Genomic DNA, 22,655 nt, shown 5'->3' on the forward strand with positions numbered 1-22,655 from the left:
GGGGGGCGCCGCCGCTCGCCGTTCGTGCTCCTACTCCTCCACGAGGAGCTTCTCCCGGAGCTGGGCCAGCGTGCGGGCGAGGAGCCGGGACACGTGCATCTGGGAGATGCCGACCTCCTGCGCGATCTGCGACTGGGTCATGTTCCCGAAGAACCGAAGCAGCAGGATCCGCTTCTCGCGCGGCGGCAGGTCCTCCAGGAGCGGCTTGAGGGACTCGCGGTACTCGACGCCCTCCAGGGCCTCGTCCTCCGCGCCCAGGGTGTCCGCGACCGCAGGGGACTCGTCGTCCGTGTCCGGGACGTCCAGCGAGAGCGTGGAGTAGGCGTTGGCCGACTCCAGGCCCTCCAGGACCTCCTCCTCCGAGATCCCGAGGCGCTCCGCCAGCTCGTGCACCGTCGGCGAGCGGCCGTGCTGCTGGGACAGCTCCGCCGTCGCCGTCGTCAGGGAGAGGCGCAGCTCCTGGAGGCGGCGCGGCACCCTGACCGCCCAGCCCTTGTCACGGAAGTGCCGCTTGATCTCGCCGACGACCGTCGGGGTCGCGTACGTCGAGAACTCGACGCCCCGCTCCGGGTCGAAGCGGTCCACCGACTTGATCAGACCGATGGTCGCGACCTGCGTCAGGTCGTCCAGCGGCTCGCCGCGGTTGCGGAACCGCCGGGCCAGGTGCTCCACCAGCGGCAGGTGCATCCGCACCAGCCGGTTGCGCAGCTCCGCCTTCTCCGCGGATCCCTCCGGCAGCGTGCGCAGCTCGATGAAGAGGGCCCGCGCACCGCTCCGGTCGTGCGGGTCCGGAAGCCGCGGCGGCTCCGTCTCCGCCGTGACCGTGGGCGCCTCCGCCGTCTCGGGAACCCTGCTGTGCTGCTCGTGCTCGCTCATGTGGACCGCCTGCTCCGTAGCGACCTCGACCTCGACCTCCGGATGCGGCCGCGCCTGCTGCTCAGGGAAGCCGGCCGTCGCGTCCCCGCTCCTCACGCCGGGCCTGGCCCCGCGCCGCGCTGTTTGTACAGGCTGATGGAGACCGTCCGGTCCTCCGCCACGGACGACTCGACCTTCCCGGCAAGCGCGGACAAGACGGTCCACGCGAAGGTGTCCCGCTCCGGCGCCCGCCCGTCCGTCGTCGGGGCCGAGACGGTCACGTCGAGCGAGTCGTCCACCAGTCGGAAGACACAGCTGAGGACGGACCCCGGCACGGCCTGCTGGAGCAGGATCGCGCACGCCTCGTCGACCGCGATCCGCAAGTCCTCGATCTCGTCGAGGGTGAAGTCCAAGCGCGCCGCGAGGCCGGCCGTGGCCGTACGCAGCACGGACAGGTAGGCACCCGCAGCGGGCAGCCGGACTTCCACGAAGTCCTGGGTCCCGGGCTCGCCTGCGATCTGGGACACCCTCACCTCCAAGGTGGCACAAGCTCATTCGGGGCCCGGGGAGAAAGCCCCCCGAACCGGGCGGTACGCAGTCGGTTGCGCAGTCCGCCGTGACGCTATCGCGATCCGTGCCGCCGTGTCGCCGTGGGCCCCGCAAGGCCCCCCACCACGCCTGTCACTCATGGTAACGCCACGGGGACAGGGTGTGGCCAGAGGTCTGCGCGGCCCAATTGCGAACGGTCGGCGGCCCATCGGCCGCGGAGGGGTGACGTACCCAGCCGTCAGACGATCGAACCGTCCACGAAGCACCACCGCCAGCGCTCGTTCGGCTCGAAGGTCCGCATCACCGGGTGGCCGGTCGCCGAGAAGTGCCCCGTGGCGTGCCGCCCCGCGGAGGAGTCGCAGCACCCGACGTGCCCGCAGCTCAGGCAGATCCGCAGCTGCACCGGGTGCGTCCCGTCCGACAGGCACTCCGGGCAGGTGTCGGTCAGCGGCACGGGCTCGGGGCGCGGCATTTCGGCAACGTGGGGACACTCGCTCATGATGGCCAGGTTACGTGCTGGACAGGGACGGGGACGGGACATGGACGCTCTGCAGCTGGTGGGACTGGTCGCGGCGAGTGCGGCGGTGGCGGGCGTCGCCCGCAGGACGCCGGTGCCGGCTCCGCTGCTCCTGGTGGCGGCCGGCCTCGCCGCCTCGTACGTCCCGGGCGTACCCGACTACACCCTCGACCCGCACATCGTGCTGCCGCTGATCCTGCCGCCCCTCCTCTACACGGCCGCGGTGGAGTCCTCGTACCTCGACCTGCGGGCCAACATCCGGCCCGTCGCCCTGCTCTCCGTGGGGTACGTCCTCTTCGCGACCGTCGCGGTCGGCTGGCTCGCGTACGTCCTGGTACCCGATCTGCCCCTGACCGCCGCCCTGGTCCTCGGCGCGGTCATCGCGCCCCCGGACGCCGTCGCCGCGACCGCGATCGCCCGCAAGCTGGGGCTGCCGAACCGGATCACCACGATCCTCCAGGGCGAGTCCCTGGTGAACGACGCCACCGCCATCACGGCCTTCAAGGTCGCCCTCGCCGCCGCGGTGGGCGAGGGCGTCAGCTGGGCCGGCGGGATCGGCGAGTTCGGCCTCGCGGCGGTCGGCGGGATCGGGGTCGGGCTGGTGCTCATGGTCCCCATCCACTGGCTGCGCTGCTGCCTGGACGGCCAGGCCCTGCTCCAGAACACCCTCTCCCTGCTCATCCCCTTCGTCGCCTACGCGGCGGCGGAGGAGGTCGGCGCCTCCGGAGTCCTCGCCGTGGTCGTCGTCGGCCTCTTCCTCGGCCACCGCAACTGGCAGGTCGACTTCGCCACCCGCCTCCAGGAGGAGGCGGTGTGGAAGATGGTCGCCTTCATCCTGGAGTCCTCGGTCTTCGCGCTGATCGGCCTGCAGCTGCCGTACGTCGTCCAGGGCCTCGGGCGGTACGGGATCGGCGAGGCTGCCGGGTACGCCGTGGGCGTCTTCGTGGCCGTGGTGGTGGTCCGCTTCGTCTGGGTCTACCCGGCCACCTTCCTGCCGCGCTGGATGTCCGAGCGCATCCGCGAACGCGAGCCGGGAGTGGACTGGAAGGCGCCGCTGATCGTGGGCTGGGCCGGCATGCGGGGCGTGGTCTCGCTCGCCATCGCCTTCTCGATCCCGGTGATGACCGGCGGCGTCGAGTTCCCCGCCCGGAACCTGGTCCTCTTCCTCACCTTCACCACCGTCATCGGGACGCTCGTGGTGCAGGGCCTGACCCTGCCGCCGCTGATCCGGCTGCTGAAGCTGCCCGGACGCGACACGCACGCCGAGACCCTCGCCGAGGCCCAGGCGCAGAGCGAGGCGTCGCGGGCCGCCGAGGAACGCCTCGACCAGCTCCTCGCCGACGAGGCCAACACCCTGCCCCAGCCGCTCGCCGACCGGCTCCGCACCGTCCTGGAGCGCCGCCGCAACGCGGTGTGGGAGCGGCTCGGGGCGGTCAACGACGTCACCGGAGAGACGGCGGACGACACCTACCGGAGGCTGGCGGGCGAGATGATCGACGCCGAACGCGCGGTCTTCGTCCGGCTCCGCGACGAGCGCCGCATCGACGACGAGATGATGCGCACCCTGCTGCGCCGCCTGGACCTGGAGGAGGCGGCCGCCTACCGCGAGGAGACGGCCTGAGGCGCCGTCCGCCCTCAGGACGGCGCGCCCGTGATCACCGCCGCGATCCGCGTCCCCGGGGCGAACGCGCCCTCCTCGGCCAGTGTCACGAGCCCGTGCAGCATTTTGGCGACATAGAGTCGCTCGATGGCGAGTTCATGCCGCGCCTCGAAGTCCGCCGCGAACGCCTCCAGAGCGGGGCTCGTACGGGCGTAGCCGCCGCAGTGGAAGCGGTCGTCGAGGCTCCAGTCGCCCCGTGGGCCGCCGAACGCGGCCCGTTGCAGGGCGGCTACCTCCGCGCCCAGGAAACCGCCCTTGAGGACCGGCACGCCGATCGCCCGCTGCCCGGGCGCGAGGCCGCCCGCCAGGCCCGCGAGGGTGCCTCCCGTGCCGCAGGCCACGGCCACCACGTCCGCCGCCCCCGCCAGCTCGCGGCCCAGTTCCGCGCACCCCTCGGCGGCGAGGCCGTTGCTGCCGCCCTCCGGGATCACGTACGTCCCGGCGGGGGCGTCGGCGAGCAGCGCCGCCCGCACCCCGGGGTCGTTCTTCGCGCGGTACGTGGAGCGGTCCACGAACACCAGGCGCATGCCGTCCGTCACGCAGGCGGCGAGCGAGGGATTCAGCGGCCTTCCGGCCAGCTCGTCCCCGCGGACGACGCCGGTCGTGGCGAAGCCGAGCAGCCGGCCGGCGGCGGCCGTCGCGCGCAGGTGGTGGGAGTACGCGCCGCCGAAGGTGAGGACCGGGCGGCCGTCCGCCGCCCGCAGGTTGAGCGCGAGCTTGCGCCACTTGTTGCCCGGCAGATCCGGGTGGATCAGATCGTCCCGTTTGAGGAGCAGCCGCAGGCCGCGGCGGGTGAAACGCTCGTCCTCGACCGGCTCCAGCGGGGACGGGAGCCGCGGCCGCAACCGGGCGAGGGCGAGGTCGAACGCGTTCACCCGGTCATTGTCCCCCGCGGCCGCCGTCGGTCCTCCGGCAACGGTCGGGACCGGGCCGGTTCCGGGTCCGGGCACCGGTCGGGTCTGGACGTGGACCGGCTCCGGCAGCGGTCCGGGCGTTCGCCGCCCCGCCGCCCGGAGCCTGCCCCGCACCCGGGGCCTGCCCCGCCAACCGGGCCCTTCCCCGGGCCGCTACCTGAGGCGGTCGCCGATCCGGGCCCGCATCGACGCCATCGTGAAGCCCCGCGGGTCCACCTTCCCCGGCTGCCACTCCAGGTGCCCGATGACGGAGCGCTGGTTCCAGCCGTGGGCCCGGCAGATCGCGGCCGCCGCCTTCTCGATGGCCTCCAGCTGCACCTTCGGCCACGGGTCCTTCCCGTCGCCGAGGTTCTCGCACTCGAAGCCGTAGAAGTGGCGGTTGCCGTCGACGGTGGCCTCGTTGTCCGGCGGCAGGCGATGCTCGGCGATGACCGCCCGGAGGACCTCGTCGTCCCCGGCGCCCGCGTGGTTCGCGCGCCCGTATCCGACCAGGTGGACGGTGCCGTCCTTGGCGATCACGCCGTGGCAGAGGGGGCCCGGCAGCGAGGCGTGACCGTCGCGGCAGAGCCGGACCGTGTTCGCGGTGCCGCGGGTGACGGTGTGGTGGATCATCACGCCGTGGACGGGGCCCCAGGGGCCCTTGTGGTTGCGGTTGTGGGTTCTCCAGTCGCCGACCTCGACGACCGAGCAGCCCTCGTGGCGCAGCGCGGCGAGGAATCTGCTCGCGGACAGGGGTGGTGCCATGGACCGGCTCCTTCGGAAGAGCGGAACGGGAGGAGACGCTGGTACCGGAGTACCGGAGCGTTCTGCTCCGCACCATCCGTTCGGGCCGTGTGCGAGCCGATCCGGACAGGGGGCCATGGGGCTGACGGGGGCGGGGCTGTTCGAGTGGAATCAGGGGACATGCCCAGTCGGCGCCGGTCCATGCCCACTCATTTGTGTAATGGCGCGGACACTCTCCGTGCTGAAAGGCTTCCTCTCGCAGGTCGGTCATACGAGAGGGAGTTCCATGTCCGTTGGTTCGGTTGGCGACGAGGTCCGCGTGGATCAGGCAGGTCCGCAGCAGAGTCTCGGTACCGCCGCCGCGCGGAACCTGGCGACCACCACCAAGTCGGCTCCGCAGATGCAGGAGATCACCTCCCGGTGGCTGCTGCGGATGCTGCCGTGGGTGCAGGTCCAGGGCGGTACGTACCGGGTGAACCGGAGGCTCAGCTATTCCGTGGGGGACGGGCGGGTCACGTTCGTGCAGACCGGCGAGCGCGTCGCGGTCATCCCCGCCGAGCTCGGTGAACTCCCCGCCCTGCGCGGATACGGCGACGAGGAGGCCCTCGCGGAGCTGGCGGCGCGCTGCCGGCAGCGGGAGTTCGCGGCCGGCGAGGTGATCGCCACAGCGGGCGAGCCCGCCGACCGGGTGTTCCTGCTGGCTCACGGCAAGGTCGAGCAGCTGGGCGAGGGCCCCTACGGCGACGAGGCGATCCTCGGCGTCCTCGCCGACGGCGCCTACTTCGGGGACGGGGCGCTGACCCACGAGGGCGCTTCCTGGGAGTGGAGCGCCCGCGCGGCCACCGCGTGCACCGTCCTCGAACTCACCCGTGACGACGTGCGCAACCTCGCCGACCGCGCCACCTCGCTCGCCGCCCACCTCGCCGCGGTGGCCGCGCTGCCCCACCAGCGGACCAACAAGTACGGCGAGGCCGCGATCGACCTCTCCGCAGGCCACGTCGGCGAGGCCGTCGTCCCCCACACGTACGTGGACTACGACGCCTCGCCCCGCGAGTACGAACTGTCGGTCGCCCAGACCGTGCTGAAGGTCCACAGCCGGGTCGCCGATCTCTACAACCAGCCGATGAACCAGACCGAGCAGCAGTTGCGGCTCACCGTCGAGGCGCTCCGCGAGCGCCAGGAGCACGAGCTGATCAACAACCGGGAGTTCGGCCTCCTCTCCAACTGCGACTACGGGCAGCGGCTCCAGCCCCACGACGGCGTGCCCAGCCCGGACGACATGGACGAGCTGCTCTCGCGCCGCCGCGGCTCCAAGATGTTCCTCGCCCACCCGCGTGCCATCGCCGCCTTCGGGCGTGAGTGCAACCGCCGGGGCCTGGTCCCCGAGTCCATCGACATCAACGGCAACCGCATCCCGACCTGGCGCGGGGTCCCGATCTACCCCTGCAACAAGATCCCGGTCTCCGACGCCCGGACCACGTCGATCATCTGCATGCGTACGGGTGAGGCGGACCAGGGCGTGATCGGCCTCCAGCAGTCGGGCATCCCGGACGAGATCGAGCCGAGCCTGTCGGTCCGCTTCATGGGCATCGACGAGCAGGCGATCATCTCCTACCTGGTCACCGCCTACTACTCCGCCGCGGTGCTCGTGCCGGACGCCCTCGGCGTCCTGGAGAACGTGGAGGTCAGCCGCTGGCGCTGACCCCGTGAGGGCGGGGCCCCGCGCCCCGCCCCCGGGCCGTCCCCGAAGCCACGGGCCGCGGCCTGAGGGGGACGCCGGCGCGGCCGAGGGAGAGAACCGAGCCACACAGACAGGGAAGGTGACCGTGACCACGACGACCAGCGCGGAGGCCACGACGGACGACGGCCAGGACGCCGCGGCGTTCCTCGACCAGACCAGGACCGCCGTCCATCCCCAACTGCGCTCGACCGTGGAGACGTTGCCCGGCTCGATACGGCGCGTGGCGATGTACCACCTCGGCTGGGAGCACGCCGACGGCACGCCGGCCGCCGAGCAGGCGGGCAAGGCGATCCGGCCGGCGCTCGTGCTCGCCGCCGTCCGGGCGTTCGGCGGAAACCCCGCCCCGGCGGTGCGGGCGGCGGCCGCGGTGGAGCTCGCCCACAACTTCACCCTGCTCCACGACGACATCGTGGACGAGGACCCGACCCGGCGGCACCGGCCCACGGCGTGGACCGTGTTCGGGATCCCGGACGCGCTGATCGCCGGGGACGCCATGCTCGCCCTGGCTCTGCGCCTGCTCGCCGAGGACGGCCATCCGGCGTCCGCCGCGGCGTCGGCCCGGCTCGCCGCCTGTGTCATCGAGCTGTGTGCCGGCCAGCAGGCCGACTGCGCCTTCGAGCAGCGCGCCCCGCACGAGGTGTCCCTGGACGAGTGTCTGGCGATGGCCACGGCCAAAACGGGAGCCCTGCTGGGCTGCTCCTGCGCGGTGGGCGCCCTCTACGCCGGTGCGGGAGAGGAGGAGGTCGCGGCGATGGACGCGTTCGGCCGGGAGGCCGGGCTCGCCTTCCAGCTGATCGACGATCTGATGGGGATCTGGGGCGACCCGGACCGTACGGGCAAGCCCGCCGGCGCCGATCTCGTCGCCCGCAAGAAGTCGCTGCCGGTGGTGGCGGCGCTCGCCTCGGGGACGGCGGCCGGCGAGGAGCTGGCCGCTCTCTACGCCCGTCCCGTGCTCGACGGTCCGGCGGTGCGGGCGGCGGCGGACGCGGTCGAGCGGGCGGGCGGCCGGGACTGGGCGCAGGCCCAGGCCGCCGACCGGATGGCCCGGGCCGTGCAGCAGCTGGCCCGTGCGGTGCCGGATCTGTCGGCGGCCGGGGATCTGCTGGCCCTGGCGGAGTTCGTCACCCGCCGGACGAGGTGACGGCGGCCGGTCCTCCGGCACGATCCTGGTGACGACCGTCCCGATCAGCTCCTCCCGCTCCCGGTCGTCCCGCAGGCCGGGCCGCGAGGTGGTCCGGGAGGAGTCCGGTCGGCGCGAGGTGGAGCGGCCGGACCGACTCGGCGTCGCCCGGCATCCCCGCGGCCGGATGGACGCGGATGTCCTCGTCCCGGTCCGAGCGCGGGACCGCGGTGAACCGGGCGCGCAGCCCCGGGCGGCGTGCTCCGGCGGACGTACACCAGGAAGCGGTGACAAGGGGGGCGCCCTACCCTGGAGGTATGGGCACGGAGGGACGTCACACCGGTCACGATCCACAAGCCGAGCCGGTCTGCCCGGCGTGCGGACGGTCCGTCGGTACGGTCGCCAGACGGCACAAGGTCCTGGGGGCCTGGGTGCCGCTCTGGGAGGCGCGGCCGTGCCCCTACCCGGACTGCGCGCTCTTCGGGCGCAAGGCGGATGGCTCCCTGCCGCCCGAGGCCGAGCGGGAGGACGCCGAAGGCGCCGGCCGGCCCCAGGGCGCCGAGTCGCCCTCCGGGCAGCGCGGCCCCGGCGAGGACGACGACGGGCCGGGCGGCACGGAAGCCACTACCACGCAGGTGACCGGCAAGAACGGCGAGACCGGGAGAAGTCCGGCCCCTGGGTGACCGGCCGCGCGGCGGAGCCGGTCATACCGCTACAGTCCGCGCATGTCATCGGAGTCGACAGAAGTCTGGACCGGCTGGTACCGGGACCGCGGCGGCGCGGAAGCGATCGTCATCACGGTGGACGGCCGTCAGGTGTCCACCCGCATCAGGGGTATCGCGTACACGGGCGAGAGCTTCGGCGCGCTGCGCGCGGCCGACGGGAACGGCGAGGCGCTCACCGGGTGCGTCCTGGAATGGGACCTCCCCCTCCCCGTGGTCCTGGACGGGGTCACCGAGCAGGCCACGCTCGGCTGCCTGCTGACCCTCGGGGAACGCGTGGACCTCAGCCTGACCCTGCACCACGGCGGCGCCGCCTACGAATCCGGCATCGCCGGCGGTGACTTCGAGGAGGCCCTCGACCGGGTCAGGCGCCAGCTGCCCGACGGGGCCGCCTTCGGCCGCCGCCCGCTGCAGGCCGCCTGACCGGGCCCACGGTTCGTCCCGCCGGTCGACCCGCAGGGCGGTCACCGAAGAGGGCCGCCGACGGCGGCTCCGCCGTCGGTGGCCCTCGGGTGCGTCACGCGAGCGGGTCGGTGCCGCCGGCGTGAGCGGGGAGGATCAGGGGGTCTTGAAAGCCGACGCCAGGCCGTAGCGCCACAGCTGGTCGACGCGGGCGCGTTCCTGGGAGTTCGGCTGCGCGTTCTGGCACGAGGTGCCGGGACCGCCGCCGGACATCAGCTCGCTGCACGGACCGGAGTAGTGGTCCGGCAGCCCGAGGACGTGTCCCGTCTCATGGGCGGTGACACGGGTGGAGTTGTACTGCTGGTTCTGGCGGTAGTCGAGGAAGATGTAGCCGCTGCCGTGGCCGTCCGTGCTGGCGTACGAACCGCGGGAGTCGTTGCCCTCGTAGTAGCGGAAGTCGGGGTTGCTGCCCTCCACCAGCCGGACGTTGACCACGGAGCTGTTCCATATCTGGGTGCTCCGGGCGATCTGGGTCCGGAACGAGGGAGCGTTGGCGGCGCTGTACACGACGGTGACGGCGGCCGCGCCCGGGGCGGCGGCCCGCTTCTTCGCCACCGACTTCACGACGGCGTCGAAGAACGCCTTGTTGGCCTTGGCGTCCTCGGCGGATCCCGCGTAGGCCGCGTACCCGGCCGGGGCCGCGGCGGCGGGAGCGGCGAGCGTGGTGGCGGAGGCGGTGGGGGCGGCTCCGAGTGCGGCGGCGAGGCCGAGACCGAGGGTCGCGGCGAGCGAGGCGGTGAGGACCTTGGGGTGTCTCATGGGGGGGGCTCCTCCTGGTCGGTTGGGGAGAGTGTCGGGGGAGCCGGGGCCGCCGCGGATGATGGCAGCCCCCGATAGCCCGAACGCATCACCCCCGTGCCGTGAGCCCCAACCACCTTGGCACATAAGCGAATTGGTGTGACACGGGTGTCTGGTGCGACTCGGGACGCCGTCCTACCCTCGGGGCATGGAGCTGGAGGTGAGGCATCTGCGCGCGCTCTGCGCCATCGCGGACACCGGGAGCCTGCACAAGGCGGCGCGCCAACTGGGCATGAGCCAGCCCTCGTTGACCACCCAGCTGCGCCGGATCGAGAACGCCCTGGGGGCCGAGCTCTTCTCCCGGGGCCGCACCGGCTGCCGGCCCACACCCCTGGGCCGGTCCGTCCTGAGCAGGGCCCGCCCGCTGGTCGACCAGATGGCCGCGCTGATCAGCGAGACCAGGGCGGCGGCGGCCCGCGCCGACGGGCCGCTGTTACGGGTCGGGTCGACCGCCAGCCGGGCACTCCCGGGCTGGCTGCGCCGGCTGCGCCAGGGGAGCCCCGGGACCGACATCGCGCTCCACATGGACGTCTCCGCCAACGCCCTGCTGCGCGCGGTCGCGAACGGCCAGCTGGACGTCGCCTTCGTCCACGAGGTGGAGGGGTGCCCGCTGCGGGTGCCGGAGGGCCTCCAGGCGCGGGTCCTGGTCGAACGGGAGCCCCAGTTCGTCTCCATGGCCCGGGACCACCCGGCGGCCGGGCGGGCGGTGGTGGAGCTGAGCGACCTCGCCCAGGACCGGTGGATGGTCGATCCGACCGTGGACGGCGAATGGGACGGGCTGCGCCGGGTGCTGCACGAGGCCGGCATCGACCCGCCGCTGCTGCACGGCGACTACCACACGGCGGCCTCCCTCATCGTCCTCGGTGAGGCCGTGGCGCCCTGTCAGCCCACGTCGGGCCCGCGGGAGGACATGGCGATCCGCCCGCTGCGGGACGACCCGCTGGGCGTCCGCCTGCTGCTGTACGCCCGTCCCGGGCTTTCACTCGACCCGTTGTACGCGGACCTCGCGGCGGCCTACCGGGAGGCGGCGCTGCGGGCGGCACCGTACCGGCGGTGGCTGCGGCGGCACGGGATGTCCGTGGGGCCCTGCGTGATGACGGCCTGACGGCCTGACGGGTCCGAGGCCGAGGCCGCGCGCCGAAGGGGCCCGCCCGGGGTCGCCGGGCGGGCCCCTTCGGGCCGTACGCGCAAGGAGGAAGGTCAGGCCTTCTTCGTCTCCCAGAAGATACGGTCGATCTCGGCGATGAGCTCGAGAGCCTTCTCGCCCGTCTTCGGGTCCGTCGACGCCTTGGCGGCCGAGAGGGCCTTCAGGGTGTCGTTGATGAGCTGGTGCAGCTCCGGGTACTTCTCGAAGTGCGGGGGCTTGAAGTAGTCGCTCCACAGCACCGAGACGTGGTGCTTGGCGAGCTCCGCGCGCTGCTCCTTGATGACCGTGGCGCGGGCGCGGAAGTGCGCGTCCTCGTTGGCCTGGTACTTCTCCTGAACGGCCTTGACCGACTCGGCCTCGATCCGGGCCTGGGCCGGGTCGTAGACACCGCAGGGGAGGTCGCAGTGGGCGCTGACCTTCACCTTGGGGGCAAACAGGCGGGAAAGCATGCAGCTGTCCTTCCTCGTGATCGTCTTCTCAGGTGGGAGATTACTCCCCGAGAAGCCTGTTTTCGCGAGCGCCCCCTGGGGCTTAGGACAAAAGTCCAGGGTCACCATGGGACTCGTGTACGAGTGGACGATCGGACCGGGAGGTGCCGGATGACGGAAACGGGGCGGGAGCCGGGGAGGGGGTCGGGCCCCCTGTTCGGGATCGCCGAGGTGACGGGGGTGTCCATGGTGCCCACGCTGCTGCACGGCGACCGGCTGCTGGTGCACTACGGCGCCCTGCCGCGCCCCGGGAGCGTGGCCGTGCTGCGCCACCCGCTCCAGCAGGACCTGCTCATCGTGAAACGTCTGATCGAGCGACGGGACGCCGGCTGGTGGGTACTCGGCGACAACCCCGGTGCCGAGGGCGACAGCCGGGTCTTCGGGGTCGTACCCGCCGAGATGGTGCTCGGCCGGGTGAGGGCACGCTACCGCCCGGTGACGCCCGGCCGCCGGCGGTCGCCGGCCGTGCTGCTCGCCTGGCTGTTCTCGGCGGTCAGGCCGGTGGCCTCGACCGGGTCGTCCCGGTCCGCGGCGTCCTCGCGGTCGGACCGTTCGGCCTCCAGGCGCTTGCGGGCCCGGTAGGCGGCGACGTTGGCCCGGGTCGCGCAGCGGTCCGAGCAGTAGCGGCGCGAGCGGTTGGTCGAGGTGTCGAGATAGGCGTTGCGGCACGGCCCGGCCTGACACAGGCCGAGCCGGTCGGCACCGAACTCCGTCAGGTGAAAGGCGAGACCCATAGCCGCGATCGCCGCGTAGCCCGCCGTCGCGTTCGACGGGTGGTCGGCGAGATGCATGTGCCAGCGCGGCCGCCCCTCGTCGTCGAGGTAGTCGTGCCCGGAGATCTGCGGGCTCACCGGGAACTCCAGGAGCAGGGAGTTCAGCAGGTCCACCGCCTGGGTGTGGTCGCCCTCGTCGGCCGCGGTGAAGACCGCCCGCAGCCGGGCGCGCACCGACCGGAAGCGCGTCACGTCCGCGTCCGTCGTCCGCCGGGCCATCTGCGACGCCGCGCCGAACAGCTCGCGGACCGCCTCGACGGAGGTGAGCGCGTCCTTGCCGCGCGCCGGCTCCTCGGTGTTGACCAGACGCACGGCGTAGTCCGAGTAATAGGCCAGTTCCACTTGTAGTCCTTACTCCGGCGTTCTAGGGTCGATGGCGTCAGGGGGTAACAGCTGTTTCCCCTTCGAGGGTATTACGAAGAGGGTGAGGTTCGGGGATGACGGACGCGGCGACGACCGGAACCGACTGGGCGGCCTGGCAGCGCAGCTGGGACCGTCAGCAGGAGTGGTACATGCCGGACCGCGAGGAGCGGTTCCGCGTGATGCTCGACATGGTCGAGGCCGTGGTGGGACCGGAGCCCCGCGTCCTGGACCTGGCGTGCGGTACAGGGAGTATCACGGACAGGCTCCTCCAGAGGTTCCCGAAGGCGGTCAGCACCGGCGTCGACCTCGATCCCGCGCTGCTCGCCATCGCCGAGGGGTACTTCGCCGGAGAGGCGCGCGCCACCTTCGTCACCGCCGACCTCAAGGACCCGGAATGGGTGACACGGCTCCCGTACGACGCGTACGACGCCGTGCTCACCGCCACGGCGCTGCACTGGCTGCACACCGGGCCGCTCACCACGCTGTACGGGCAGCTCGCCGGTCTCGTCCGCGACGGCGGCGTCTTCATGAACGCCGACCACATGATCGACGAGACCACGCCGCGCATCAACGCCGCCGAGCGCGCCCATCGTCACGCCGCCATGGACCGCGCCAGGGCCGAGGGCGCCCTCGACTGGGCGCAGTGGTGGGCGCTGGCCGCCGCGGACCCGGTCCTCGCCGGGCCCACCGCGCGCCGTTTCGAGATCTACGGCGAGCACGCCGACGGCGACATGCCCTCCGCCCGCCGTCATGCCGAGATCCTGCGCGCTGCTGGCTTCGCCGAGGCCCGGCCGGTCTGGGCCTCGCCGTCCGACACCCTCGTCCTCGCGGTGCGGTAGGCCCCACCGCACGGGAGCCGGCCCGGACGCACGGGAAGGGGCGGTACGGGCATCCGTACCGCCCCTTCCCGTCGTACCGCCTACAGCACCTTGGACAGGAACGCCTTCGTCCGGTCGTGCTGCGGGTTGCCCAGGACCTCGCGCGGGTGGCCGGACTCGACCACGACGCCGCCGTCCATGAAGACGAGCGAGTCGCCCACCTCGCGGGCGAAGCCCATCTCGTGGGTGACGACCACCATCGTCATGCCCGACTCGGCGAGGTCGCGCATGACATCCAGGACGTCACCCACCAGCTCCGGGTCGAGCGCCGAGGTCGGCTCGTCGAAGAGCATCAGCTTCGGCTCCATCGCCAGCGCGCGGGCGATGGCGACGCGCTGCTGCTGGCCGCCGGAGAGCTGCGCGGGGTAGCTCCCGGCCTTGTCGGCCAGGCCGACACGGTCGAGCAGGCGCTCGGCCCGCTCGCGGGCCACCGCCCTCGACTCGCCCTTCACCTGGATCGGCGCCTCCATGACATTGCCCAGGGCCGTCATGTGCGGGAACAGGTTGAAGCGCTGGAAGACCATGCCGATGTCACGGCGCTGGGCTGCGACCTCGCTGTCCTTCAGCTCGTAGAGCTTGTCGCCCTTCTGGCGGTAGCCCACCAGCTCGCCGTCGACGTACAGCCGACCCGAGTTGATCTTCTCCAGGTGGTTGATGCACCGCAGGAAGGTGGACTTGCCGGACCCGGACGGGCCGATCAGGCAGAACACCTCGCCGTTGTTCACCTCGAGGTCGATGCCCTTGAGGATGTGGGCGGCACCGTAGGACTTGTGGACGCCCTCGGCCTTCACCATTGCCGTCATGTGTTTCACCGCCGCCAGTTGGAGAGGGAGACCAGGTTCGCCTTGACCTTCTGCCACGGCGTGGGCGGCAGGGAGCGCAGCGAACCGCGCGCGTAGTGCCGCTCCAGGTAGAACTGGCCCACGCTGAACACCGAGGTCAGGATCAGGTACCAGATCGAGGCGACGAAGAACATCTCCATCACCGCGAACGAGGTCGACGCGATGTCCTGCGAGGCGCGGAGCAGATCCGGGTACTGCACGGCCACGACAAGCGACGAGGTCTTCAGCATGTTGATGAACTCGTTGCCGGTCGGCGGGATGATCACCCGCATCGACTGCGGGAGCACGACGCGCCGCATGGTCTTGGCCTGGCTCATGCCCAGCGCGTGCGACGCCTCCGTCTGGCCCTCGTCGACCGACTGGATGCCGGCCCGGACGATCTCCGCCATGTACGCGCCCTCGTTGAGGCCGAGACCCAGCAGGGCGGCCAGGAAGGGGGTCATGACATCGGTCATCTCGTCCTTGTAGAACCCGATGTTGAAGATCGGGAAGATCAGGGCGAGGTTGAACCAGATCAGCAGCTGCACATAGACCGGCGTGCCGCGGAAGACCCAGATGTAGAGCCAGGCGACGGTGCTGGTCACGGGGTTCTTCGAGAGCCGCATGACGGCGAAGAGGACACCCAGCACCAGGCCCAGCGCCATGGAGGCGACGCTGATGAGGATCGTGTTCCCCAGGCCCTCCAGGATGCTGGGGTCGAACAGCTTCTCCGGCACCGTCGCCCAGCGCACGTCGCCCTGAGAGAAGGCGAACGCGAGCAGGACGAGCAGGGCGACGACCACGACGCCGGCGACCCAGCGGCCGTAGTGGCGGACCGGAATGGCCTTGATGGCCTCCGGGGGGATCCCGGCCGGGGCGGGCGACGCCCCGGCGGGAACCTTGTCGAGCTTGTCAGTCACAGCGACTGCCCTTCAGTGGTGCGTGGGGGTCAGGAGCCGCCGTTGATCTTGGCTGCGGGGATGGCGCCGTCACCGGCGTTCCACTTGTCGAGGGCGGCCTTGTACGTGCCGTCCTTGATGATCGCGTCCAGGGCTTCCTTCAGGGCGTCGCGCAGCTGCGTGTTCTTCTTGTCGACCGCGATGCCGAAGAGGCCGGCGTCCGTCTTGTTGGCGATGGCCTCGAAGTCGTTGCCGCCGCCCGCGGTCTGCGCGATGTACGCGGCGACCGGGGAGTCGTTCAGGTCGGCGACGGCGCCGCCCGCCTTGACACGGGTCTGGGCCTCGGCGTCGGTCGGGAAGGACTCGAAGGTGAGGGCGGGCTTGCCGTCCTTCTTGCACTTCTCGGCCAGGTCCTTGGCGGCCTGCTCGTACGTCGTCCCGCGCTGCACGGCCAGCTTCTTGCCGCACAGGTCGTCGAGCGACTTGATGTTCTCCGGGTTGCCCTTCTTCACCAGGATGCCGGTGGAGGCGGTGAAGTAGTCGACGAAGTCGACACCGGTACCGGTCTTCTGGCCCTTGTCGTCCAGGCCCTCCTGGCGGGCCTTGGTGTCGGTCATCGAGGACATCACGATGTCCGTACGACCGGTCGGAAGGGCCGTGAGCAGGGTGTCGAAGGTGCCGCTGGTGAATTCGAACTTCACGCCGAGCTGCTTCGAGAGCGCCGCGGCGATGTCGGGGTCGACGCCGACGATCTCCGCGCCCTTCTTGAACTCCATCGGGGCGTAGGTGGCGTCCGTGCCGACCTTGATGACGCCGGCCTTCTGGACGTCGGCGGGCAGCTTCGCGAAGAGCGGAGCCTTGGAGGCGCCACCGGTGGCGCTGGCCTCCGGGGTCTTCGCGCCCTCGGTCTGGTCTCCACAGGCGGTCAGCAGCATGGAGCCGGCGACCGCGATGGCGGCGACCGCGGCAAGACGGGAGGTGCGGGTCTTGGCAGCGGTCGTACAGCGCGTGGAGCGTGCGGTCATGGTCGGGTTCCTCCGGCGTGTGAGGGAGTTGCCATAGGCCGCGCACGCACCTTCGGGTGTCGCGACCTCGTGTGATTACGGCATCTTGCCATTCGGACCGCCCCAAACAGGCGGCCCCGCATGTCAAAATCGGATAACGGGTGACCCCCGAACCCGGACGGGCCGGTCCGACAGGGCCGGACCTTCTCCGGGGATACGTGTGGCAGACCGGAAAATCTCCGGTTGATCTCGCCATTCGGACGACACGAAGCGCGCGATTGAGCGCCCTCGGGTATCAGTCAGGACATTGGGTGATGTGTCCACCCAAGACAAGGTGACGATACGGCCGTATGAGTCGCATCACCGCTCCAATTTGGACTCGTCCGCGGTGCCGTCTGTCCGGTAAGAAGGATCCTTACACCCCTCATCCGGGGCTCAGGGCGCGTTGTGCGGCGCGCCCGCGCGGCTGCCAGACACGGTGGCCGCGGGACCCGCCCACCCCTCCTCAACCAGGAGCGGCCACCCTCAAATGATGAAGACTTAAGGGGTCAACCCAATGGCAGCGGAGATCGTCAACCCTCGCAGCGACAGTCCGGAAGGGGCTCAGGACGAGCCGTTCGATCCGGCCTTCGCGCTGCACCGCGGCGGCAAGATGGCCATTTCGGCCACCGTGCCGCTCCGGGACAAGGACGACCTGTCCCTCGCGTACACGCCCGGCGTCGCCAAGGTGTGCACCGCGATTGCCGAGCAGCCGGAGCTGGTCCACGACTACACCTGGAAGTCGCAGGTCGTCGCGGTCGTGACCGACGGAACGGCAGTGCTCGGACTCGGCGACATCGGCCCGGAAGCATCGCTTCCGGTCATGGAGGGGAAAGCCATCCTCTTCAAGCAGTTCGGAGGCGTGGACGCGGTGCCGATCGCGCTCGCCACCACCGACACCGACGAGATCGTGGAGACCGTCGTCCGGCTCGCCCCGTCCTTCGGTGGGGTGAACCTGGAGGACATCTCCGCGCCGCGGTGCTTCGAGATCGAGCGCAAGCTCCAGGAGCGTCTCGACATCCCCGTCTTCCACGACGACCAGCACGGCACCGCCGTCGTCACCCTCGCCGCGCTCCGCAACGCCGCGAAGCTGACCGGCCGGACCCTCGGGGACCTGCGCGGAGTCATCTCGGGCGCCGGCGCGGCCGGGGTCGCCATCGCCAAGTTCCTGCTGGAGGCGGGGCTCGGCGACGTGGCCGTCGCGGACCGCAAGGGCGTCGTCAGCCGTGACCGTGACGACCTCACGCCGGTCAAGCGCGAGCTCGCGGAGATCACCAACAAGGCCGGCATCAGCGGCTCCCTGGAGGCCGCCCTGGCCGGCGCCGACGTCTTCATCGGCGTCTCCGGCGGTACGGTCCCGGAGGCCGCGGTCGCCTCGATGGCCCCGAACGCCTTCGTGTTCGCCATGGCCAACCCGAACCCGGAGGTCCACCCCGACGTCGCGCACAAGTACGCGTCCGTCGTGGCGACCGGCCGTTCGGACTACCCGAACCAGATCAACAACGTGCTCGCCTTCCCGGGCATCTTCGCGGGCGCCCTGCAGGTCCGGGCCTCCCGGATCACCGAGGGCATGAAGATCGCCGCGGCGAACGCGCTGGCGGACGTGGTCGGCGAGCAGCTCGCCGCCGACTACGTGATCCCGTCGCCGTTCGACGAGCGCGTCGCCCCGGCGGTAACGGCCGCGGTGGCGGCCGCCGCCCGTGCCGAGGGCGTGGCGCGCCGCTGACGCGGCGCTACACACGAGGGGTGTGAGAGGGGTCCCGTTCCTTTCGAGGACGGGGCCCTTCCGCGTGTCCGGGAGGCGCCGCCGGGACGGCCCTGAGGGCCGCCGCCAGGGACATGCGTCACACCGGGGTGAGGTTCCGTCACGGAGCCGCTGACCCTACGCTCAAGGTCATGTTCGCTGCCTACGCCGCCCGCATCGACCGCGACCAGCCGCTGAACGGACTCGAGCTCGGCGAACGTCCCGAGCCCCAGGCCCGCCCCGGCTGGACCACCGTCACCGTGAAAGCCGCCTCGCTCAACCACCACGACCTCTGGTCGTTGCGAGGGGTGGGGCTCCCCGAGGAGAAGCTGCCGATGATCCTCGGCTGCGACGCGGCGGGCCTCGACGAGCAGGGCAACGAGGTGGTCCTGCACTCGGTGATCGGCCAGACCGGTCACGGCGTCGGGCCCGACGAGCCCCGCTCGATCCTGACCGAGCGCTACCAGGGCACCTTCGCCGAGCGGGTCACCGTCCCCTCCTGGAACGTGCTGCCCAAGCCCGCGGAGCTCTCCTTCGAGGAGGCCGCCTGCCTGCCGACCGCCTGGCTCACCGCGTACCGCATGCTCTTCACCAACGCCGGGGTGCGGCCCGGCGACTCGGTCCTCGTACAGGGCGCGGGCGGCGGGGTCGCCACCGCCGCGATCGTCCTCGGCAAGGCCGCCGGCCTGCGGGTCTTCGCCACCAGCCGCGACGAGGCCAAGCGCAAGCGGGCCGTCGAGCTCGGCGCCCTGGAGGCGTACGAGCCGGGCGCGCGGCTGCCGAAGCGCGTGGACGCGGTCATCGAGACCGTCGGCGCGGCCACCTGGTCGCACTCGGTCAAGTCGCTGAAGCCCGGCGGCACCCTGGTGATCTCGGGCGCGACGAGCGGCGACCGGCCCGCGCACGCCGAGCTGACCCGGATCTTCTTCCTGGAGCTGAAGGTCGTCGGCTCGACCATGGGCTCCAAGGACGAGCTCGAGGACCTGCTGTCCTTCTGCGCGGCCACGGGCGTGCGCCCGGTGATCGACGACGTGCTGCCGCTGGACCGGGCCCGCGAGGGCTTCGAGAAGATGGCCTCGGGGGAGCTCTTCGGGAAGATCGTCCTGACCACCTCGTGACGCGCCGCCGGATCGACGGCGCCGGACCTTCTTCCGTACGCCGGAGCTGACGGCCGGAACCGCCCGCGCGGCTCGCCCGTCAGCTCCGGTCGCCCCCGTCGCTCCGGCCGTCAGCTCCGGGCCGTCAGCTCCCGCCGTCGTCCCGGCCGCCTCCGGCCTCTCCTCAGCCCGCCTTCGAGTCCTTGCGGTCGGGGTGGAGCAGCGAGGTGATGCGCTCCGCCGCCGTCGAGAGGTGGCCACGGGCCTGCGCCAGCTGGTCCGGACTCACCCCGTGGTCCCGTGCCGCGTCGCGGACGTCGTCGCGGAACCGGTCGAGGAGCCGGTCCAGATCGCGGGCGGGGTCGCCGGTGGGCGTGTGGTCCTTCGCCCACTCCGACGCGGCCTGCTCCGGGGTCCCGGGCTTCTGGGCCCCGGCCTTCTGGTGCGCCCCCGTCACCAGGCCGCCGAGCTGGGCCGTGATGTCCGAAAGGCCCTCCCAGACGCCTGTCGGCCAGTCGCCGCGGGCGAACCGGTCCTGGACCTGCTCCTGGACCTGCCGGGCGATGCGCTGGAACTCCTTCGCCTCGCGGCGGGCGGACTGGGCCTCCTCGCGGGCCTGGCGGGTCTGCTCCTTCCACTCCTGCGCGGCGCGGCGCAGCTCCTCCTTGGCGTCGGAGAACGAGGAGTCCCGGCGCCGGGTCTCGCTCGCCGCCGCGCGCATCTCGCTGCGCAGCTTGCCGGCCGCCCCGCGCACGTCGTCCCGGATCTCGGCGGCCAGTTCGGAGACCGACTCGCGGATCTCCCGCTCCAGGTCGGTCAGTTCGCCGCCGCGGCCGGCCAGCTCGGCCCGGCCCGCTTCGGTGATCGAATAGACCTTGCGGCCGCCCTCGGTGGCGTGCGTGACGAGACCCTCGGCCTCCAGCTTGGCCAGGCGCGGATAGACCGTGCCCGCCGAGGGGGCGTACAGGCCCTGGAAGCGCTCCTCGAGGAGCCTGATCACTTCGTAACCGTGGCGGGGGGCCTCGTCCAGAAGCTTGAGCAGATAGAGGCGCAGTCGGCCGTGGGCGAAGACGGGCGGCATGTCAGAGCACCTTTCCGGAGGGCGCGGACGCGGACGGGGGAGCGGCGTCGACATCGTCGGACGCGACCGGGTCCGGGCGGCGCAGCAGGGCGATCGAGCCGGAGACCGTCGTCGCCTTGACCGTGCCGCGGCCGGCTCCGAGGGTGCCGGTGATGCTCTTGGCGCCCCACTGACCGCCGATCCGCAGGTCGTCGAAGCCGTTGGAGACCGCGCCGCTCGTCGTACTCGCCTCGACCTCGGCGTCCGCCGGGTGGGGGAGCCGGATGGCGATCTCGCCGGAGACGCTGGCCAGCCGGATGTCGGCGGGCGGGGCGGCCGGATCGGTGGCGTCGAGGTCGAGGACCATGTCCCCGCTGACCGTCTCGGCCTTCACGGAGGCGCCCGCCCCCTCGATGACGGTCACGTCACCGGTCACCGAGTTGATCCGCAGGGCGCCCGTGACCGACTGCGTCTCCAGGCTGCCGGAGACGCTCTCCGCCTGGACCGGTCCGGAGAGGCCGACGAGCGTGGTGTCCCCGGTGACACCGCGGACGTCCGTGCGGCCACGGATGCCGGAGACCACCGCACCGGCGCCGATCACGCCCACCTCGACGTCCACCCCCGCCGGGACGGCGACGGAGACGACGGCCCTACGGCGCATGCCCTGGCGGTCGAACCACTTGAGGAAGCCCTTCCAGTGCAGGTCCTCATAGCTGACGGTCAGGGTCGAGCCGTCCTGGGTCACGATCAGGGGTGGTCCCTCGATCTCGGAGATCTCCAGGCGCGCGGAGTCCTCGTCGGTCCCGACGACGTTCACCGTGCCGTTGACGACGCGCACCCGGAGCCGGGTCACGGGGCCGGGCAGCGTGAGTTTCCTGGGCTCGGCGACGGACCACTCTGTCATGGTGCTGACCTCCCGTATCGATGACGCGGTGCGCGACGCGCGAAGCCCGGTGCACGGTCGTGTCGCGGTGACGCGGGACGCAACATATCGCGTCTCTGAAAAGACACGATATATCGCGGTCGCCGGAAGTCAACCCCGTCAGGGGGCGGCTGGGGCCCTCCGGCTCGCCCTCGCGCCCCCGTAATACCTCGAACGGGGATAAATTGACCTAGCGTATGGGCCATGAACGCGACATCCGGCGCACGCCCCGTCGGGGCCCTGCTGCTCTGCCGTGCCGAGCCCGCGGCGGTCCGCCCCCCGGCCCAGCTGCTGCGGGAGGAACTGCTCCTCTCCCCGGCCGGGAGCGACTGGAGCGTCATCGTCCCCGAGGGGAAGCCGTGGCTCCACGGCGGCGAACCCGTGGACCGGGTCGTCACCGGCTGGGCCACCGCACTGGCCGTCTCCGCCGCCACCTGGCCCGTCCTGGCGCTCTGGTGGGACGCGGACCGGGCCGGATTCACCCTGGCCACGGGGTTCCGCCGCACTGTCGGCTACACCTGGCTGGCAGCCGGCACCCCGGTCGGCGAGGACGAGGCCATGCGCACCTTCGCGGCCCGTCTCGCCCTCGACCCGGTCCTGGACGTCCAGGACCTGGAGCCGCTCACCGAACCCGACAAGGACGCCGACGCGCACAGCAGGCTCGTCGGCCTGACCGCCGTCCTCGCGCGCGTGGGCCTCGATCTGCCGACCGGGCTGACCCCCGGCGAGAGCGCCGACCGGCTCCGCTCGGTCGCCCTCGCCCATGGGGCGGAGGAGCTGGAGTGGTCCGGCTGGCGCGAAGCCGTACGGGCGGAACTCGCCGCGGTGGAGGACGGCCGTCTCGGTCCCTACCTGCGCGGGCCGAGGGCCCGCCTGCTCGGCGCGGCACAGCTGGGGGCGGGCCTGCCGCTCCTCGTCTGGGGCCTCTCCCGCCGCAGTGGCGGCTGGACCGCGGCAGGGGCACTGCTCGTCGCGCACGGCGGCCTCGGTCTCGCCTACGACCGGATCCGCGGGGCCTGAGGCGCGAGGCCTGAGGCGTGGGGCCCCGCCGGCCCCGGCGTCCTCCGCGCGCGTGCGGTCCTACGCGTCCGTCGTTCCCGCGCCGGCCCGGCGTCCTGCGTGTCCGTCGTTCCCCGCCCGGGAGGCGTCCTACGCGTCGTCCTCGTCCTCGTCGTCCAGGCGCGCGAGCCAGGTCGCCAGGCGCTCGACCGGCACCTCGAAGTCGGGGTTGAGGTCCACGAACGTACGCAGTTGCTCGGCGAGCCACTCGAAGGAGACCTCCTCCTCGCCGCGCCGCTTCTCCAGTTCCTCGATGCCACGGTCAGTGAAGTACATGCGATCAGGATAGGCCGTGTGTTC

24 protein-coding genes and 2 pseudogenes are annotated in these 22,655 nt (G+C 72.0%); 11 read left to right on the forward strand and 15 right to left on the reverse strand.

Going from position 1 to position 22,655, the window contains the following annotated elements; genetic code table 11:
- Positions 1–30 precede the first annotated feature (30 nt).
- The 3 genes from ACZ68P_RS04975 to ACZ68P_RS04985 all read right to left on the reverse strand — a co-directional run bounded on the left by ACZ68P_RS04975 (position 31) and on the right by ACZ68P_RS04985 (position 1,903).
- The gene (locus tag ACZ68P_RS04975; RefSeq protein WP_471002743.1) at positions 31–972 is read right to left on the reverse strand and encodes an RNA polymerase sigma factor SigF; all 942 of its coding nucleotides are present in this window, start codon (positions 970–972) and stop codon (positions 31–33) included.
- Positions 969–1,382 carry an ATP-binding protein gene (locus ACZ68P_RS04980; protein ID WP_015036094.1) on the reverse strand — a complete coding sequence of 138 codons (414 nt, stop codon included), beginning with the start codon at positions 1,380–1,382 and terminating at the stop codon, positions 969–971. The genes ACZ68P_RS04975 and ACZ68P_RS04980 overlap by 4 nt, the downstream gene beginning before the upstream one ends.
- 260 nt (positions 1,383–1,642) lie before the next feature.
- On the reverse strand, positions 1,643–1,903 hold the full coding sequence (locus ACZ68P_RS04985) for a UBP-type zinc finger domain-containing protein (RefSeq protein WP_365722767.1): 261 nt from the start codon (positions 1,901–1,903) through the stop codon (positions 1,643–1,645).
- A gap of 40 nt (positions 1,904–1,943) precedes the next feature.
- Between ACZ68P_RS04985 and ACZ68P_RS04990 the strand changes: the two genes are divergently transcribed.
- A complete protein-coding gene (locus ACZ68P_RS04990; RefSeq protein ID WP_471002747.1) occupies positions 1,944–3,542 on the forward strand; it encodes a Na+/H+ antiporter in 1,599 nt (532 codons plus the stop codon).
- 14 nt (positions 3,543–3,556) lie between these two features.
- Here the strand turns inward: ACZ68P_RS04990 and ACZ68P_RS04995 are convergent, their stop codons facing one another.
- Positions 3,557–4,456: a 1-aminocyclopropane-1-carboxylate deaminase/D-cysteine desulfhydrase gene (locus ACZ68P_RS04995; RefSeq protein WP_471002750.1), complete on the reverse strand. Its 900-nt coding sequence runs from the start codon at positions 4,454–4,456 to the stop codon at positions 3,557–3,559.
- A gap of 192 nt (positions 4,457–4,648) precedes the next feature.
- Positions 4,649–5,239 carry an N-acetylmuramoyl-L-alanine amidase gene (locus tag ACZ68P_RS05000; protein WP_471002753.1) on the reverse strand — a complete coding sequence of 197 codons (591 nt, stop codon included), beginning with the start codon at positions 5,237–5,239 and terminating at the stop codon, positions 4,649–4,651.
- Between the two features lie 265 nt (positions 5,240–5,504).
- Between ACZ68P_RS05000 and ACZ68P_RS05005 the strand changes: the two genes are divergently transcribed.
- Together ACZ68P_RS05005 and ACZ68P_RS05010 are read left to right on the forward strand one after the other, a co-directional pair.
- Positions 5,505–6,920: a family 2B encapsulin nanocompartment shell protein gene (locus ACZ68P_RS05005; protein WP_471002756.1), complete on the forward strand. Its 1,416-nt coding sequence runs from the start codon at positions 5,505–5,507 to the stop codon at positions 6,918–6,920.
- Positions 6,921–7,038: 118 nt separating this feature from the next.
- Entirely contained in the window at positions 7,039–8,100 is a 1,062-nt protein-coding gene (locus tag ACZ68P_RS05010; protein ID WP_471002759.1) for a family 2 encapsulin nanocompartment cargo protein polyprenyl transferase, read from the forward strand.
- On the opposite strand, the pseudogene ACZ68P_RS05015 reads toward ACZ68P_RS05010, so the two are convergent.
- A pseudogene (locus ACZ68P_RS05015) lies at positions 8,081–8,332 on the reverse strand (hypothetical protein); the annotation flags it as partial. The gene ACZ68P_RS05010 and the pseudogene ACZ68P_RS05015 overlap by 20 nt on opposite strands.
- A 64-nt stretch (positions 8,333–8,396) precedes the next feature.
- Here ACZ68P_RS05015 and ACZ68P_RS05020 point away from each other — a divergent pair.
- Entirely contained in the window at positions 8,397–8,762 is a 366-nt protein-coding gene (locus ACZ68P_RS05020; protein ID WP_471002762.1) for a hypothetical protein, read from the forward strand.
- Between the two features lie 42 nt (positions 8,763–8,804).
- The gene (locus tag ACZ68P_RS05025) at positions 8,805–9,224 is read left to right on the forward strand and encodes a DUF6304 family protein (RefSeq protein WP_471002765.1); all 420 of its coding nucleotides are present in this window, start codon (positions 8,805–8,807) and stop codon (positions 9,222–9,224) included.
- Positions 9,225–9,359: 135 nt separating this feature from the next.
- Here the strand turns inward: ACZ68P_RS05025 and snpA are convergent, their stop codons facing one another.
- On the reverse strand, positions 9,360–10,022 hold the full coding sequence (snpA, locus tag ACZ68P_RS05030; protein ID WP_365721118.1) for a snapalysin: 663 nt from the start codon (positions 10,020–10,022) through the stop codon (positions 9,360–9,362).
- A gap of 187 nt (positions 10,023–10,209) precedes the next feature.
- Here snpA and ACZ68P_RS05035 point away from each other — a divergent pair, with 187 nt between their 5' ends.
- Positions 10,210–11,166 carry a LysR family transcriptional regulator gene (locus ACZ68P_RS05035; protein WP_471002769.1) on the forward strand — a complete coding sequence of 319 codons (957 nt, stop codon included), beginning with the start codon at positions 10,210–10,212 and terminating at the stop codon, positions 11,164–11,166.
- A gap of 95 nt (positions 11,167–11,261) precedes the next feature.
- Here the strand turns inward: ACZ68P_RS05035 and sodN are convergent, their stop codons facing one another.
- Positions 11,262–11,657, reverse strand: coding sequence for a superoxide dismutase, Ni (sodN, locus tag ACZ68P_RS05040; RefSeq protein WP_215065625.1), 396 nt, complete (start codon positions 11,655–11,657; stop codon positions 11,262–11,264).
- Positions 11,658–11,882: 225 nt separating this feature from the next.
- Between sodN and ACZ68P_RS05045 the strand changes: the two are divergent.
- Positions 11,883–12,056: pseudogene (locus tag ACZ68P_RS05045) on the forward strand (S24/S26 family peptidase); the annotation flags it as partial.
- A 65-nt stretch (positions 12,057–12,121) separates the two neighbouring features.
- On the opposite strand, the gene ACZ68P_RS05050 reads toward ACZ68P_RS05045, so the two are convergent.
- On the reverse strand, positions 12,122–12,811 hold the full coding sequence (locus ACZ68P_RS05050; protein WP_471002772.1) for a CGNR zinc finger domain-containing protein: 690 nt from the start codon (positions 12,809–12,811) through the stop codon (positions 12,122–12,124).
- Between the two features lie 95 nt (positions 12,812–12,906).
- Between ACZ68P_RS05050 and ACZ68P_RS05055 the strand changes: the two genes are divergently transcribed.
- A complete protein-coding gene (locus tag ACZ68P_RS05055) occupies positions 12,907–13,671 on the forward strand; it encodes a class I SAM-dependent methyltransferase (protein WP_471002775.1) in 765 nt (254 codons plus the stop codon).
- Positions 13,672–13,751: 80 nt separating this feature from the next.
- Here the strand turns inward: ACZ68P_RS05055 and ACZ68P_RS05060 are convergent, their stop codons facing one another.
- From ACZ68P_RS05060 to ACZ68P_RS05070, 3 genes are read right to left on the reverse strand one after another with little or no spacing between them, the layout of a single operon-like run.
- The gene (locus ACZ68P_RS05060; RefSeq protein WP_365721126.1) at positions 13,752–14,513 is read right to left on the reverse strand and encodes an amino acid ABC transporter ATP-binding protein; all 762 of its coding nucleotides are present in this window, start codon (positions 14,511–14,513) and stop codon (positions 13,752–13,754) included.
- Between the two features lie 5 nt (positions 14,514–14,518).
- Positions 14,519–15,451: an amino acid ABC transporter permease gene (locus ACZ68P_RS05065; protein WP_471002779.1), complete on the reverse strand. Its 933-nt coding sequence runs from the start codon at positions 15,449–15,451 to the stop codon at positions 14,519–14,521.
- A gap of 29 nt (positions 15,452–15,480) precedes the next feature.
- Complete coding sequence (locus tag ACZ68P_RS05070; RefSeq protein ID WP_471002782.1) at positions 15,481–16,455, reverse strand: ABC transporter substrate-binding protein; 975 nt, start codon at positions 16,453–16,455, stop codon at positions 15,481–15,483.
- A gap of 535 nt (positions 16,456–16,990) precedes the next feature.
- Here ACZ68P_RS05070 and ACZ68P_RS05075 point away from each other — a divergent pair.
- Both ACZ68P_RS05075 and ACZ68P_RS05080 read left to right on the forward strand, forming a co-directional pair.
- Entirely contained in the window at positions 16,991–18,199 is a 1,209-nt protein-coding gene (locus ACZ68P_RS05075) for an NAD(P)-dependent malic enzyme (RefSeq protein WP_471002785.1), read from the forward strand.
- Between the two features lie 170 nt (positions 18,200–18,369).
- A complete protein-coding gene (locus tag ACZ68P_RS05080; RefSeq protein ID WP_471002788.1) occupies positions 18,370–19,335 on the forward strand; it encodes a zinc-binding dehydrogenase in 966 nt (321 codons plus the stop codon).
- A gap of 163 nt (positions 19,336–19,498) precedes the next feature.
- On the opposite strand, the gene ACZ68P_RS05085 is transcribed toward ACZ68P_RS05080, so the two are convergent.
- Both ACZ68P_RS05085 and ACZ68P_RS05090 read right to left on the reverse strand, forming a co-directional pair.
- Positions 19,499–20,395, reverse strand: a complete 897-nt coding sequence (locus ACZ68P_RS05085; RefSeq protein ID WP_471002791.1) for a PadR family transcriptional regulator — start codon at positions 20,393–20,395, stop codon at positions 19,499–19,501.
- 1 nt (position 20,396) lies between these two features.
- A complete protein-coding gene (locus ACZ68P_RS05090) occupies positions 20,397–21,278 on the reverse strand; it encodes a DUF4097 family beta strand repeat-containing protein (RefSeq protein ID WP_471002794.1) in 882 nt (293 codons plus the stop codon).
- A gap of 222 nt (positions 21,279–21,500) precedes the next feature.
- Between ACZ68P_RS05090 and ACZ68P_RS05095 the strand changes: the two genes are divergently transcribed.
- Entirely contained in the window at positions 21,501–22,316 is an 816-nt protein-coding gene (locus ACZ68P_RS05095) for a hypothetical protein (RefSeq protein ID WP_471002796.1), read from the forward strand.
- A 129-nt stretch (positions 22,317–22,445) separates the two neighbouring features.
- On the opposite strand, the gene ACZ68P_RS05100 is transcribed toward ACZ68P_RS05095, so the two are convergent.
- Positions 22,446–22,631, reverse strand: coding sequence for a DUF6104 family protein (locus tag ACZ68P_RS05100; protein ID WP_403288434.1), 186 nt, complete (start codon positions 22,629–22,631; stop codon positions 22,446–22,448).
- Positions 22,632–22,655 lie beyond the last annotated feature (24 nt).

The sequence above is a fragment of the Streptomyces sp. NPDC036822 genome, assembly GCF_055609145.1.

Coding starts and splice junctions, on each gene's coding strand:
- ACZ68P_RS05070 (WP_471002782.1), bottom strand. CDS start 16,455: ATGACCGCACGCTCCACGCGCTGTACGACCGCTGCCAAGACCCGCACC.
- sodN (WP_215065625.1), bottom strand. CDS start 11,657: ATGCTTTCCCGCCTGTTTGCCCCCAAGGTGAAGGTCAGCGCCCACTGC.
- ACZ68P_RS05020 (WP_471002762.1), top strand. CDS start 8,397: ATGGGCACGGAGGGACGTCACACCGGTCACGATCCACAAGCCGAGCCG.
- ACZ68P_RS05100 (WP_403288434.1), bottom strand. CDS start 22,631: ATGTACTTCACTGACCGTGGCATCGAGGAACTGGAGAAGCGGCGCGGC.
- ACZ68P_RS05055 (WP_471002775.1), top strand. CDS start 12,907: ATGACGGACGCGGCGACGACCGGAACCGACTGGGCGGCCTGGCAGCGC.
- ACZ68P_RS04990 (WP_471002747.1), top strand. CDS start 1,944: ATGGACGCTCTGCAGCTGGTGGGACTGGTCGCGGCGAGTGCGGCGGTG.
- ACZ68P_RS05080 (WP_471002788.1), top strand. CDS start 18,370: ATGTTCGCTGCCTACGCCGCCCGCATCGACCGCGACCAGCCGCTGAAC.
- ACZ68P_RS05000 (WP_471002753.1), bottom strand. CDS start 5,239: ATGGCACCACCCCTGTCCGCGAGCAGATTCCTCGCCGCGCTGCGCCAC.
- ACZ68P_RS05090 (WP_471002794.1), bottom strand. CDS start 21,278: ATGACAGAGTGGTCCGTCGCCGAGCCCAGGAAACTCACGCTGCCCGGC.
- ACZ68P_RS04985 (WP_365722767.1), bottom strand. CDS start 1,903: ATGAGCGAGTGTCCCCACGTTGCCGAAATGCCGCGCCCCGAGCCCGTG.
- ACZ68P_RS05005 (WP_471002756.1), top strand. CDS start 5,505: ATGTCCGTTGGTTCGGTTGGCGACGAGGTCCGCGTGGATCAGGCAGGT.
- ACZ68P_RS05060 (WP_365721126.1), bottom strand. CDS start 14,513: ATGACGGCAATGGTGAAGGCCGAGGGCGTCCACAAGTCCTACGGTGCC.
- snpA (WP_365721118.1), bottom strand. CDS start 10,022: ATGAGACACCCCAAGGTCCTCACCGCCTCGCTCGCCGCGACCCTCGGT.
- ACZ68P_RS05085 (WP_471002791.1), bottom strand. CDS start 20,395: ATGCCGCCCGTCTTCGCCCACGGCCGACTGCGCCTCTATCTGCTCAAG.
- ACZ68P_RS05075 (WP_471002785.1), top strand. CDS start 16,991: ATGGCAGCGGAGATCGTCAACCCTCGCAGCGACAGTCCGGAAGGGGCT.
- ACZ68P_RS05035 (WP_471002769.1), top strand. CDS start 10,210: ATGGAGCTGGAGGTGAGGCATCTGCGCGCGCTCTGCGCCATCGCGGAC.
- ACZ68P_RS05095 (WP_471002796.1), top strand. CDS start 21,501: ATGAACGCGACATCCGGCGCACGCCCCGTCGGGGCCCTGCTGCTCTGC.
- ACZ68P_RS05025 (WP_471002765.1), top strand. CDS start 8,805: ATGTCATCGGAGTCGACAGAAGTCTGGACCGGCTGGTACCGGGACCGC.